This is a genomic window from Pontibacter liquoris (assembly GCF_022758235.1).
GTDB lineage: Bacteria > Bacteroidota > Bacteroidia > Cytophagales > Hymenobacteraceae > Pontibacter > Pontibacter liquoris.
This window is the reverse complement of sequence record NZ_JALEBG010000002.1, coordinates 560369-573208: the sequence shown is the minus strand read 5'-3', so window position 1 is coordinate 573208 and position 12840 is coordinate 560369. Positions and strand designations below refer to the sequence as shown.

13 protein-coding genes are annotated in these 12840 nt (G+C 50.9%); 6 read left to right on the top strand and 7 right to left on the bottom strand.

The genetic code is table 11. The annotated features are described in order from the left end of the window. Positions 1–15: 15 nt before the first annotated feature. A complete protein-coding gene (locus LWL52_RS15815) occupies positions 16–2355 on the bottom strand; it encodes a TonB-dependent receptor (protein WP_242921610.1) in 2340 nt (779 codons plus the stop codon). Positions 2356–3614: 1259 nt separating this feature from the next. Between LWL52_RS15815 and LWL52_RS15810 the strand changes: the two genes are divergently transcribed. The 4 genes from LWL52_RS15810 (at position 3615) to LWL52_RS15795 (ending at position 6968) form a co-directional block, all read left to right on the top strand. Beyond that, on the top strand, positions 3615–5159 hold the full coding sequence (locus tag LWL52_RS15810) for a rhomboid family intramembrane serine protease (RefSeq protein ID WP_242921608.1): 1545 nt from the start codon (positions 3615–3617) through the stop codon (positions 5157–5159). A gap of 219 nt (positions 5160–5378) precedes the next feature. Next, the gene (locus LWL52_RS15805) at positions 5379–5558 is read left to right on the top strand and encodes a hypothetical protein (protein ID WP_242921605.1); all 180 of its coding nucleotides are present in this window, start codon (positions 5379–5381) and stop codon (positions 5556–5558) included. Positions 5559–5848: 290 nt separating this feature from the next. Further along, the gene (locus LWL52_RS15800; protein ID WP_242921603.1) at positions 5849–6571 is read left to right on the top strand and encodes a head GIN domain-containing protein; all 723 of its coding nucleotides are present in this window, start codon (positions 5849–5851) and stop codon (positions 6569–6571) included. Between the two features lie 130 nt (positions 6572–6701). Next, a complete protein-coding gene (locus LWL52_RS15795) occupies positions 6702–6968 on the top strand; it encodes a hypothetical protein (protein ID WP_242921601.1) in 267 nt (88 codons plus the stop codon). 141 nt (positions 6969–7109) lie between these two features. Here LWL52_RS15795 and bla read toward each other — a convergent pair whose 3' ends face one another. From bla to LWL52_RS15780, 3 genes are all read right to left on the bottom strand, one after another. Next, a complete protein-coding gene (gene bla / locus LWL52_RS15790) occupies positions 7110–7832 on the bottom strand; it encodes a subclass B1 metallo-beta-lactamase (protein WP_242921599.1) in 723 nt (240 codons plus the stop codon). A 13-nt stretch (positions 7833–7845) separates the two neighbouring features. After that, complete coding sequence (locus tag LWL52_RS15785; RefSeq protein ID WP_242921598.1) at positions 7846–9228, bottom strand: M28 family peptidase; 1383 nt, start codon at positions 9226–9228, stop codon at positions 7846–7848. Between the two features lie 85 nt (positions 9229–9313). After that, positions 9314–9457: a hypothetical protein gene (locus tag LWL52_RS15780; protein ID WP_242921595.1), complete on the bottom strand. Its 144-nt coding sequence runs from the start codon at positions 9455–9457 to the stop codon at positions 9314–9316. 341 nt (positions 9458–9798) lie between these two features. Between LWL52_RS15780 and LWL52_RS20690 the strand changes: the two genes are divergently transcribed. Then, entirely contained in the window at positions 9799–9867 is a 69-nt protein-coding gene (locus LWL52_RS20690) for an AgrD family cyclic lactone autoinducer peptide (protein WP_367615721.1), read from the top strand. 416 nt (positions 9868–10283) lie between these two features. Here the strand turns inward: LWL52_RS20690 and LWL52_RS15775 are convergent, their stop codons facing one another. Both LWL52_RS15775 and LWL52_RS15770 read right to left on the bottom strand, forming a co-directional pair. Further along, entirely contained in the window at positions 10284–10838 is a 555-nt protein-coding gene (locus LWL52_RS15775; RefSeq protein WP_242921593.1) for an acyl-CoA thioesterase, read from the bottom strand. Positions 10839–10901: 63 nt separating this feature from the next. Further along, positions 10902–11225 carry a DciA family protein gene (locus LWL52_RS15770; protein WP_242921591.1) on the bottom strand — a complete coding sequence of 108 codons (324 nt, stop codon included), beginning with the start codon at positions 11223–11225 and terminating at the stop codon, positions 10902–10904. 179 nt (positions 11226–11404) lie between these two features. Between LWL52_RS15770 and LWL52_RS15765 the strand changes: the two genes are divergently transcribed. Continuing rightward, positions 11405–11917 carry a DUF488 domain-containing protein gene (locus tag LWL52_RS15765; RefSeq protein ID WP_242921590.1) on the top strand — a complete coding sequence of 171 codons (513 nt, stop codon included), beginning with the start codon at positions 11405–11407 and terminating at the stop codon, positions 11915–11917. A gap of 182 nt (positions 11918–12099) precedes the next feature. Here LWL52_RS15765 and LWL52_RS15760 read toward each other — a convergent pair whose 3' ends face one another. Next, positions 12100–12825: a hypothetical protein gene (locus LWL52_RS15760; protein WP_242921588.1), complete on the bottom strand. Its 726-nt coding sequence runs from the start codon at positions 12823–12825 to the stop codon at positions 12100–12102. Positions 12826–12840 lie beyond the last annotated feature (15 nt).

Below are 12840 nucleotides of genomic sequence, written 5' to 3'. Positions count from 1 at the left end.
TGGAAGGGCTATCGCTTAAAAATTAAAGTTGTAGGTAAGAGAGGGGATGATGCCGAACAGGTACGTTTTCACGGCCTCGGTTTTCGTGGCGTCGTCCTCACTTTCGCGGAAGTATACCGAGAAGGCATTTTTACGCGCATAGGCGTTGTAGATGCTTAGCGTCCAGGAGCTGCTATACTTCTTAAACTCGTTCTTCGGCTTTTCATAGGTAGCCGACAAATCCAGGCGGTGGTAGTCGGGCAGACGGTAGCCGTTGCGCTCGGAGTACACCGGGTAAGTTTTACCATTATACTCGTAGCGGCCCACGGGCATGGTTACCGCACCACCGGTAGCATAGGTCCAGTTGGCGCCAAAGTTTATGTTAGGGCTGAACTGGTAGGTGAGCACCACGTTGCCGGCGTGGCGGCGGTCGTAGCGCAGCGGGTAAGGGTTGCCCTGGTTAATGCCCGGCACCGTGCGCTCCGTCTTCGACAACGTATAGCTGACCCAGCCGGTGAGCAGGCCTTTCTGCTTGCGCAGGTAGAATTCTGCCCCGTACGCCTCGCCACTGCCGCGCAGCAGCTCTGTTTCCAGACGATCGTTCAGGAAGATCTCGGCGTAATCCTTGTAGTCAATCTGGTTATCCAGCCACTTGTAGTATACTTCCACCGAGCCCTCGAACATGTTATCGAAGAAGTTGCGGAAGTAGCCGGCTGCCACCTGATCGGCCAGCTGTGGCTGCACGTAGGTGCTGCTCGGGATCCAGATATCAAAAGGCATGGCCGAAGTGGAGTTCGACACCAGGTGCAAATACTGGCGCATGCGGTTGTAAGAGGCTTTAACAGAACTTACCTCGCTCAGCGCATACTTGGCCGAGAGGCGCGGCTCGAGCCCACTGTAGGATTTGATCTTCTCGAAGCGGCCATAGGCCACGGTGTCCACCGGCATGTCGAAATCCGGGCCATACTGGTATACTTTGCCGGGACCCATGTTGGTGAAGCTGGAGAAACGCAGGCCATAGTCCAGGGTCAGGCGGTTAGTGAGTTGCTGCTCGTTGCTCAGGTATAGCGCACCTTCAAATGCACTGGTGGCGTTCAGTTTGATGTTGCTCACGTACGATTCCGGGCCTGGCACCACCTCGGCAGGAATAAAGTGGTGGTAGGTGCCCTGCAAGCCGAAGCGCAGCTGGTTTTTGGGGTTCAGGAAGTACGTATAATCGTTTTTGAGGCTGTAATCTTTGATGCGTGACTTCCAGGTAAATTCCGACTCCTTCACCCGGGAGCCCAGCGCATAATCAAAGTCCGAGAAGATGAGGGTAGTGTTGGAGAACAGGCGGTCGTTGAAGAGGTGGTTCCAGCGCAGGGTGGCCGTGGCGTTGCCCCAATCCATCATAAACTGCTTGTTGCCCGCCACATCGCGCCCAAAATAACCCGATACAAACAGCCGGTTCTTTTCATTCAAAGTATAGTTCAGCTTGGTGTTGAGGTCGTAGAAGTATAAGCGGTTGTTCTTTACCTCGGGGTCGGAGCTGGCCTTGAAGAACACATCGGCATAGGTGCGGCGGCCGGAGACGATGAACGAGCTCTTGTCCGGCACGATCGGCGCCTCCACGGTCAGGCGGCTGGAAACGGTACCAATACCCCCTGACACAGCCAGTTTTTTGTTGTTGCCCTCTTTCATGCGGATGTCGAGCAGCGATGACAAACGGCCGCCGTGCTGCGCCGGAATGCCGCCTTTGTAGAGCTGCACGTCTTTGATGGCATCGGCATTGAACACCGAAAAAAAGCCCATCAGGTGCGAGGCATTGTATACAGGCGCTTCGTCGAGCAGGATCATGTTCTGGTCTACGCCACCGCCACGCACGTAAAAGCCGGAGGTGCCTTCGCCTGCCGTCTGCACGCCCGGCATCAGCTGCACCGCCTTCACCACATCCACCTCGCCCAGCAGGGCTGGCATGTTCCTGATCTCCGACACCTGCATTTTCACCGTGCTCATTTCCATAGAGCGCACGTTGTTATCTTCCTTGCGCGTGGTGATCTCCACTTCTTTCAGGGCTGTGGTGTTCTGGCTTAGTTCCACGTCCAGTTTCTGGCTGGCGTTCAGCTGCAGGGGCCTGGTCGTGGTTACATAGCCCAGGTAGTTGTAAAATAAAGTATAGGAGCCTTTTGGCAGCGTGAGCGAGTAGAAGCCATACTCGTTGGTGCCCACGCCCACGCCGGGCAGTTCCTGCACGCCCACGGAAGCGCCGATCAGCCCTTCGCCGGAGGCCTTGTCTTTGACGTAACCGCTGATGGTTACCTTCTCCTGCGCCAGCGCAGGCCCGGCCAGCAGGCACAGCAGCAGAAGCGTCAGCAGGGTATAAAATTGTTTTTTCATGGTTTTGTTTTGCTCAGTAGTATGGAAATGCAACAGGGTATTCAGGCAACTGAATGTTTCGGTAAGGTGCAGCAATAGTAGCCGCCTGCGAAGGCCGCTTTATGCTACTTTCCGGTAAAAGAATTATATAATGGAGGCCATACTTCCTTTGCTGCCAGACCAGGCCTAAATTCGGGGCAGGCCGTTTGGTGCGCCAGGTGGCACGAGGGGCAACAGGAAGTAAAAGACAGCGTTAGCGGTGCAGGTCGTGCATCACGCCAGAGAAGCGAAAGAAGCGCTGAAAAGGCCGTTGCCGGGCTGCAGCGTAAAAGCAGATGGATAGAACATAGTTTTATAGGTTGTGGTTATTTGGCGCATGATGCCCGGAAGTGTAGCAGCTTTATACTTATACCCAGTAGTTTAAGGCGTTTGGCTTTTCCTGCTTCCGGTTATCGGCTGCAAAAGTAGAAGTAATTTGGCGCAAGGGAAACCCCTCTTTGCAATAATTTGCTTCTTTTTAGATGAAACCAGAATTTTCAGGCATGATGCGGGATAAACACAGGATGAAATGTCCGGCGGCGAGAGGGGCAGTTCCTGCCGGGTCTGGCAGCGTGTAACCTTTTATACTACCCTTTGCTTCTGAACTGCTTTTTGTGCTTTGCCGGGTTTAGGAGGAAATGTGATGCCTGTATAACCGGCCACCATGTATGACAGGTATAGGTTCGCATTCAGGCTTGCTCTAAAATGAGAAAAGCCCTACCAAAATGGTCGGGCTTTCTCTCACCTTAAACAAACTAAACTAATCTAAACTTTAACTAACCTTATCTTTTGTATGCATAATTTCTGCGTTTTTGAATGCCTGGGTTACATGTAGCTACCTGGCGGCGTTTCGGGAACAGCACCTGTCGCAATATTTTTTCAAATATTTTACCGATACATTTGGAGTTAACAGAACAGCTTCCTATATTAGCTTTTCGTATTAAATACTTCCCTCATTGCGGGTGCAAAAGTAGAAGTTTGTTTTGGAATTAGAAAACAAAACGGGCAAAATATTTTTGTACTTATTCTATTTCCCCTCTTTCTAAAGGTAACCTCCTGAACCTCAGCTAGATTAATTTTAAGTTAAAGGCGCCTTTTTTTGCAGCAAATCCGCAGGGTAAGGCCGTTGCTGTACGCCGTTTACATCATTCTCTGCTTGACCTGCAAAATTGCCCGCTACTTTCGTTTCGGTTTTGCGCTTCCCCCGGACCTGGTTACATTTACTTTGGATACGTGGTAAAATGGAAAATAACTTTGCGGCTGTTATAGCCGGGCACAAGACAGAAGACCTGCTGCAGGTATTGCAGGAGCAGGAGGAGTATGCGCCGGAAGTGGTGCTGGCCATACTGGATGAACTGGAAAAGCGGGGTGTGGCGCTGCCCGAAGAAGCTGCTATTCGCGCAAAGGCGCAACAAGCTTACGTAGGGCCAACCGAGCAACAACCCCAAAGCGCAGCCGAGAAACTGCGCGACTTTGGAATGACCTTCGTGCCGCAGCAGGCATATTTTGTAACCCCTGTCTTGCTGAACCTGAATTTGCTGGCATTCCTGCTAATGGTGCTGCTGGGCATCAGTCCCATCAACCCCGATGCCGCCTCGCTGATAGCCATGGGGGCCAACTTCGGACCTTATACATTGTCGGGTGAGTGGTGGCGCCTGCTAACCAGTACCTTTCTGCATGGTGGCCTGCTGCACCTGGCGTTCAACATGCTGGCGCTGGTTAGCGTGGGCAGAGCGCTGGAACCTCTGATCGGCCGCTGGCCGTACCTGATCGCGTATCTCTTATGCGGCCTGGCGGGGAGCATCACCAGCCTCTGGTGGGATCCGGTACGTGCCGGCGTAGGCGCATCCGGGGCTATTTTTGGTATGTTCGGGCTGCTGTTGATCCTGATGTTGTTGGAACGCAAATTGCCTTGGCAGCACAAAAAAGGCATGCTCCTGAACCTGGGCTTTGTGCTGGTGCTGAACCTGGGCTTCGGCATGAAAAGCGGTATCGACAATGCAGCCCACTCCGGCGGGCTGGTGTGCGGCCTGCTTTTCGGCGCCGTGCTTTTGTTGCGCTCCGACCGGCAGCTCTCCCAGCACTACAGTGCCAAAGGCAATGCCGTGATGGCAGGGGTGGGCCTGCTGCTGTTAGGAATGTTTTTTAAAAGTATACCCCTGGCCGGTGAGGCGCGCTTTGTATATGCCATGGAGGAGGTGAGCAAAAAGGAAGCGCAGGCCATGCGCGTGTTCGTAGCCCTGTACCAGGCTGGAGATAAGGCGCAGGCCGCTGATTTTGTGCCGTTGCTGGACGAGGGAATCCGGCGCTGGGACGAAAGCATTGCGCTGCTGGCACCGATAGATGATGTGGTAGGAGAGGAGCAGGACAAAGTAACTGTGATGCTCAAATACCTGCGACTTCGCAAAAAATCGTACCAGGTGCTGCGCAGCGATCTGGCCGCCAAACGCACGTGGCAAAGCCCGCAACAGCAGCAGCTCCTTCAGGCCATCGATCATTATGTCCGCGGGCTGCGTAACGGCAAAGCCAGCGAAATTGCCCGGGAAGATGATCCCCTGAAAAGCCAGCTCAGTATGCCCGCAATAGCAGCAGAAAGAGATTCTGCTGCTAAGCCGCTCTATGTGGTGGACGGGAAAAAGGTGCAGCAGCCAGCCACAGTAGCGCACCTGCGCCCCGATGATATTGAAAGTATACAAGTGCTGAAAGGAACAGACGCGACAACTGCTTATGGCCCCGAAGGCGCCGCAGGTGTAGTGCAGATCACCACCAAAAAAGCCACCAGGTAAGCCTGCGTGCTACGGCTATGTTAAAAACAGTACTGCATGGTTCTGAAGCAGATAAAAAAATTATCTATAGGGCAGGTGCAAAAAATGTAAGAATATCCGCTATATTTAAACAATAAATGCCCTGATCCGCAACATTACGAAGAGACAAGCCCTACCGTCGTAACCAACTCTTTAATATTAAGTATAGCTATTTTTAAATAGTCATATTTTCTCTAAACGATGACCAAACGCTACAAATTATTTTTGCCGGCGGTAAGTGTACTACTGTTGGTGCTGCTGATGCAGTTTATGAGAACAGGCTCACTGCAGCTCAGCCAAGTGCTGGTGCCGGTATTGTTCTACCTGGCAGGTGGCTTGCTGGCAATCCTGTTTCCGGCCAAGCAAGTGCAGGAGCTGTAATCGGCTTTCCCTCCTTTATCGCTTCTCTGCAGGCCCAAAGCCTGTTGCAGGCATCGCTTTGAGCCCGCATCCTGTCAGGCTCTTCTCTTTCTCTCCGCTGTCTTCCTTAAATCAACAACTACTCAGATCAAGATTACCGTATGGCTTTGCGCAACCTGCATGCCGGGCAAGGCGCTGTTAAATTTTTCAGGCTTCAGGCAACTATTGGTTATTTTCTGCATCTATTGGTTTAAAGTATAGCGCAAGTGCGTGTTATCGCCTGAAAAAGTAAAACCATAAAACCCATACCTATGAAGAGCATTAAATTTTACGCTGCTACTGTTACTGTATTTGCGCTGGCCCTGCTGCTGGCAAACGCTCCTGTTGTGGCGCAGCAACTGCGGGGCAATGGAAACCTGAAAACGGTGAGCAGAGATGTTTCCGGGTTTAAAGGCATCGACGTGAGCGGTGGATTTAACGTGGAAATAACCCAGGGATTGAAGGAGGGCGTGCGCCTGGAAGCAGAGGAAAACCTGCTGGACAATATCAAAACCGAAGTGAAGAATGGGGTGCTGCACATCTATAACGACAAAAGCCTGAATAGCACCAAAAGCATGAAGGCGTACATTACCGTAAAAGAGCTAAATAAAATAGCCATCAGCGGCGGCGTAAAGGTAACTGGCAACGGCACTTTTAAAAGCGATAGATTCGATCTGAACATGAGTGGCGGCTCAGCGGTAACGCTGGCTGTAGATGCCAACCAACTGGTAGCCGATATGAGCGGCGCCAGCAAGGTAGAGCTCACCGGCCGGGCCGATGTGCTGAACATGGACATGTCAGGGGCCTCTAAAGTGGAAGCAGCCGATCTGGTGGCAAAGCGCGTGAAGATAGAAGCAAGCGGCGCCAGCAAAGTGAAAGTATATGCCAAAGAGGCGCTGGATATCAATGCTTCCGGTGCCTCGGTGGTTTATTATAAAGGTAGCCCCAGCATCAGTTCGGATGTATCGGCAGCCGCCAAAATATCAAAGATGTAACAAAAGCCTACTACCTGCCTACTCAAGAAGAGCATCCTGCCCGGGTGCTCTTTTTTTGTGACCAACGGGCACTTATCCTTTGAAAGCGGCAGCGCGTATAGGTAAAATACTGTAACCAAACCTATAAGCTATGAGCGAAGCGAAGAAAACAACCAATCACAAAGAGATACAGCAGTGGGCGGAAGCGCATGGCGGCGTGCCTGCCATCATCAAAGGCACCGAAGACGACGGAAAGGGCGAAGGCGTGCTGCGCATCCACTTCCCTAAAAGAAGCAAAGACAACGACAGCTTTGAAGAGATCAGCTGGGAGGAGTTCTTTCAAACATTTGATGAAAATAAACTAGCCCTGCTCCTCGAGCCGGATGGCGTCTTTAACAAGCTTATCAAACGGGATTAACACCAGGCAAAGGCCTTTTTCAAGCGCTTTATACTTTATAAAGTGCAGGAGGTCAACAGCGGGAAAGTATAAAAAGGGCCTGTGCTGTAATAGCACAGGCCCTTTTTTACGGGTTAAAATGGATTCTTATACCTCGAAAAGCTAGGGCTGCTGTTGTTGCAGCAGGTCTATGGTATGGGTCAGGGCTTCTTTTCCGCCCCAGGGGCCGTGGCCAGGCACTACTTTTTTAGCCTGCTTATACTTGGCCTGCACCCTGGCTACGGCATGAGCCCAGTTGCTCATCGTAGCATCGGCCGTATTGCCCAGGCTTTTGGCAGCAGCATCTTTTACCAGGCATCCCCCGAAAAGCACTTTCTGGCGGGGCAGGTAGACCACTACGTTATCGGGCGCGTGGCCTGCCCCCGGGAAGTATACCTGTACCTGCTGGCCACCAATGCGGATAGTCGTATCGGCAGGCAGCGCAGGCGTAGGGTTGCCCAACTGCTGCTGCGCTGCCCGTTGTGCCGTCAGGGGGGAGCTTAGCACCGGCACCCGGTGCTGTTGCAGCACGGCGATGCCTCCCATCCGGTCGTCGTGCGCGTGCGTTACCAGGCACTGCCGGATAGGCAGCTTCAGGCTGTCATCCACCCACTGTACCAGTTGCTTTGTCTGTTCTTCGCCCCAGGCCGTGTCTACCAGTACCACGCCATCAGCAGTAGCGATGATGAGGCCATTGGACGGGAATTTTACCTCGCCCAGTATCTTGTAAGAAGTATGCACCCAAACATGCGGGGCGATCTTTTTTACGTGTAACTGCATCTCCTGAGCATAAGTATACGGAACGGCACAGAGCAGCAGCAGGCAAAACAGCAGGCGCTTTTTCATGAGCAGCTATCGGTTATCGCACTGGTACGGGCAGCACCGGCAGGCTGGAGTGGCCTTCGCTGTCTACAGAAGTTACCCCAAAAAAGTAGTTGTCTTTGGAGTAGGGCAGTGAGGCTTTGGTATCAGTTACGAGTACTTTCTTCTCCCAAGTAGGGCTGCTAGTGGCACGGATCAGCACGTAATAACCGGCTGGCTTGGGGCCTTTAGCGGGCGCTTCCCATTTCAGGTCTGTTTTGTTCGTAAGGTCGGCCGTAAGCACGCCTACTTTAACCGGAGCGGCAGGAGCCAGGCCCAGGCTGGCCATAGTCGCCAGGTTTACGCCCGCATTTTTGCGCAGGTACTCAAAGTCCATAAACTCAACCAGGTCGCCGTACTGGGTGCCATTCTCGGTGCGCAGGTCCTGGTGCTGGTGGTCAAAATCTTCGTTCATTTCGCTCATGCGCACGGCTGTAAAGCCCTGTTTGTTAAAAGGCGTGTGGTCGCCACCACGCAGGAAGCGGTCGGCGCGGTACTCCAGCACCACATCCATCTGAGGAACATATTTTTCGCCGGCCATTTCCATGTAGCGGGCCAGGTTGCGGCTGGGGCTGTCGTTGTCAGAGCCCAGTGTGCGGCGCAGGCGCGCCTGCTCTTCCGTTTCGTTGGCGGGTGTGCCCTCGCTGAACACACGCACGCGGGTATTGTCGTGCAGGCCGGTTTCGTTTGAGAACGAGTTGCCCACAATGTCGTTGTTAAGCATGGCCACCAGGTTCCAGTTCTCCTTTTTGGCACGCTCGGCCAGGTGCGTAGAGCCGTACAGGCCCTGTTCTTCGCCCTGCACTGCCACAAAGATCAGCGTGGCCGGAAACTGACGCGAGGCCATGATTCGGGCCATCTCCATCACAATTGCTACACCGGAAGCATCATCGTTGGCGCCCGGCGCCTTGCTTTTGGCATCCATCACATCCGATACGCGCGAGTCGAGGTGTCCGCTTACGATGAACACACGGTCGTCAGTCGGGTCGGTGCCTTTGAGGGTCGCCATGACGTTGGCCATCTCTACATCTTTGGGCACGCGGCGACCATCGGCTTTTACAATAAAGCGGTCCAGTTCTACTTTCATACGGCCGCCGGAAGCCTGGGCATACTTCTCAAATTCTGATTTCACCCATTCGCGCGCCGCGCCGATGCCTTCTTTCTTGCTGGTAGTAGTACTTAAAGTATGGCGGGTGCCAAAGCTCACCATCTTACGGACATCTTCTTCCAGCTTTTTAGCAGAGATCTCGTCCACCATCTTTTTGATTTCATCGTCCTGGCGCACGGGTTCCTGTGCAAAGGTTTGGGTCGTAGCGCCCAAGTATAAGCCAGCCAGCAGGGGAAGCGCCAGCAGCCTGGAAAGATTTTTCTTGTAGTTCATGTTTGTTTAAAGTGTAAGTATGATTTCTAAAGATAAGCAGCAGAATCCAGAAATCATTACAGCGGAGAGATTGGAGTGGATGGTTTTATAGCGTGTGGCTGTTCTTGTTTTGGTGATGCTTTATAGCTGCCGGTTGAGTCTCGGGTTTATACTTGCTGGTATACTTGGTAAGGGCTGTTTGATGCTTCTTTATACTTCCGGTTATACTTGGTAAAAGGCTTTTCTTCAAGTATAATACTTTGGCTATACTTGGTAGCTTGATTTTGATGTGGTGGTTTATACTTCTGGCTATACTTGTTAGCTAGCTGTATTCCTGAGCCTTATACTTGCCTAGTTTCATCTTATACTTTGGAGCGCTCCAAGCCCGCGGGGGCTCGTCCTCGGGCATCGCGCTGCTTTCATTTCCTGCCCTCGTGCCTCGGGCTGCCTCACTATCGTTCGTCACCGGAAATTCTCGAGGCGCTCAACCCAAGGACTGGGATCATTTCGATAGCGCCTGTTTATACTATGGCTTAAGTATAAATCTCCTCTCCTTACTTCTTTCTTTTTTGTCATCCTGAAAGGATCTTGGTGGAAGGGAGGTTAAGCCTTTACTACACTTGCATTCTGTTCCTCCATCAGCCTAAAGTCCCCCTTTGAAGTCGAAGATCCCGAACATGTTTCGGGAGGGGTAGGGGGATGTTTAAACTTCTTATACTTCAGCTCAAGTATACTTGCGTACTCACCAGCAAAACCTAAGTAAACTGTCATTTCGACGCAAGGAGAAATCTGTTACAAACACATAAAAGGAATTTCACCCAGATCTCTCCTTGCGTCGAGGTGACAACATAAAAGGGAATTACACCTTTCGCAACAGCCCGAAGCCACAACGCTTATACTTTACCAGTAGTAACAACAAGCTCCCCTCCTTAGACTAGCGAGAACGCGAGTTCGAAGCTAGCGAGCGTAGCTCTGAGGGGCAGGGGTGGTTGGACCCGGTACTGTACCGCTTATACTTTAGCAATAATAGCAGCCAAACTCCACTGGCGGAGAGATCAAAAAATAGCTCCTGATTCCTAAAAAGCCACTTTGCAACGTTCCTGCTGTAGGAAGTGGAGTGCTTCGTCCACCTGCAGGATGGTTTTGGAGTTTGCCAGTTCTTTCTGGTAATGGTGCGAGAGCTCCCGGCGCCGGAGTGCTTCCAGAAAGCGGCGGGCATCCTCACGGGTTTCCAGCGTTAGGCCGGGTACCTGGGTCGGTTTATCATCATCGCCTTTGGCTACCATGGTAAAGTAGGAGGTGTTGGTATGCTTCTTTACGCCCGTTTTCACGTTCTCGGCTATCACCCGGATGCCCACCATCAGCGAGGTGTTGCCCACATAATTGACCGAGGCCTTCAGCGAGACCAGCTCGCCTACTTCCACGGGTTGCAGAAAGTTAACGCCTTCCACGGTTACCGTCACGCAGTAGTTGCCGGCATGTTTTGCTGAGCAGGCATAAGCCACTTTGTCCATCAAAGAAAGCAGGATGCCCCCGTGAATTTTGCCGCCAAAGTTGGCGTAGCTCGGGATCATGAGCTCAGTGAGCGTGGTGCGGGAGTAAGAAACAGGACGAAACGCAGGTATTGTCATCAGCAGGAGTCTTTAGGGTGCCGTAAGTATGGCTATACTTGGTTGGCACCCCAGCAGTTGCAGCTACAGGAATACCACGTCCTTTACCACATCAGCGCCGGCCTCGCGGTTGAGCAGCTCCACTACCTTGCTCTTCGACATATTCAGCTCGTGCTTGAGCGGTGCCGAGGTGAGGCGCACAAACAGTTTATGGTCGCGGAAGTAGAGCTCCTGCGTTTTCAGGGCGATGGGCTTGCCCATGATGCGTTCCCAGCTTTGCACAATGTTCACCTCGCTCAGCTTGCCGTCGAGGCGGTAGGCCTTCATCAGCGCCTTCAGGCTGTCGCCGATGGGTTGAATATCGGCTTTGCGCCTGTCAATCTCCTCTTTCTTCTTAAAGTAGCGCACGGGAAGTATAATTTTGAATAACTGAATTTTGAATGAGTAATTGGTCCGGAAACAATTATGTTATAGGTAAAGATAGGGAGAAAATCTGGTTTGGCTTATTTATAACGGAGGCTATACTTTTGCAACAGCCGTACGTGTTATAAAAGGCCACAGGCGGATGGCCTGAACCGCAAAGATACATGGCAGAAAATAACACGACGATCTGGACTTTCGGACACTCCACCCGAAGCCCCGAGGAATTTATAGCAGCATTACAATCATTCCGGATAGAAGTGCTGGTGGATGTGCGACGTTATCCGGGCTCTAAAAAATACCCGCATTTTAACGTAGCAGCGCTGGAAGAATACTTATCCGAAGCCGGCATTGGCTACATGCCCGAAGTAGCGCTGGGCGGCCGCAGGAAACCAAATCCTGATTCAAAAAACACGGTATGGAAAAGCGAGTCCTTCAGAGGCTATGCTGATTACGCCGAAACAGAAGCATTTAAGGAGGCTGTAACCAGGCTAACGCAGGTAGCGCAGTTAAAACGAACCGCCTACATGTGCTCGGAAGCCGTGTGGTGGCGGTGTCACCGTGCCATTATTTCGGATTACCTCAAAGCTGCAGGCTGGACCGTGCTGCACATTATGAGTGAAGGCGTTGCAAAGGAACATCCCTATACCTCAGCCTTCCTGGAAACGCATCCGTCGTAAGTATAGCTGCTGCAAATGGCCCCGGAGCTGTAGAGGTAAGTATAAAGTTTAAGCGTGGAAGTATAAAACAACTATCCAGCAAATCCGAAAAAACGGGAGGGCGCACTTATTTAATCTTAAATGTGTGGGTGAGTGAATTTATGGATAGGCCTAAAACTTTACAAAGTTTGAAATGCTAGATGTTATTTAAGTTCAATCAACTGATTAGATAGATAACGGATAATAAATATTTTGTCAAACTCACTTTTTAGTTCAGAGTTTCCAAAAGTTTCGATGCTATCATACCATGAGTTAGGAATCAGGCCTTCTGCTATAACTAATATGGTTTTATCAACTTTATTGCTGTATTGATTTAATTTTTTCTCTTTTCTACTGATAATATTTAGCACTTCTCGCTTTGTTAGATTAGGGACTAACCTACTTTTTATAGCAAACCAGCTTGTACCTGTTACATTAGGAAAGTAATAACCACTAACGCGAATAAGTTCTTGGGGGAGTTCTTCTCTGTATGTAAAAGAGAAATGCTTGTCCAGTTCTCTTTTTTGTGCTTCAGCCTCTACAAATTGACAAATCCAATTCGATAAAGATCTTTTTTGGTTCTCATTTAGAAGAACATTACTAGCAAAGCTAAAGCTCACATGTAGAGGTATTTTACTTCGGAGATAAAATAGTCTTTTTGCTTCCTCTACAATAGAATCTTCAGTGGCATACTTTTGAGCTGGAGGAAACTTTTCATTAGCTTCCTTCTCATTATATATTTGAGTTATCTCAATAGCTACTGTTTCTGTACCTGTATCAATTACAAAATCAGGAGGCTCTGGTTTACTCACTTTACCTTTAGGTAATTTAGGATAGAGCTCATTCAGTTTTTGAAAAAAATACTCTTCAATCTCATGTTTGTTCTCCATTTTTACCACAACGGT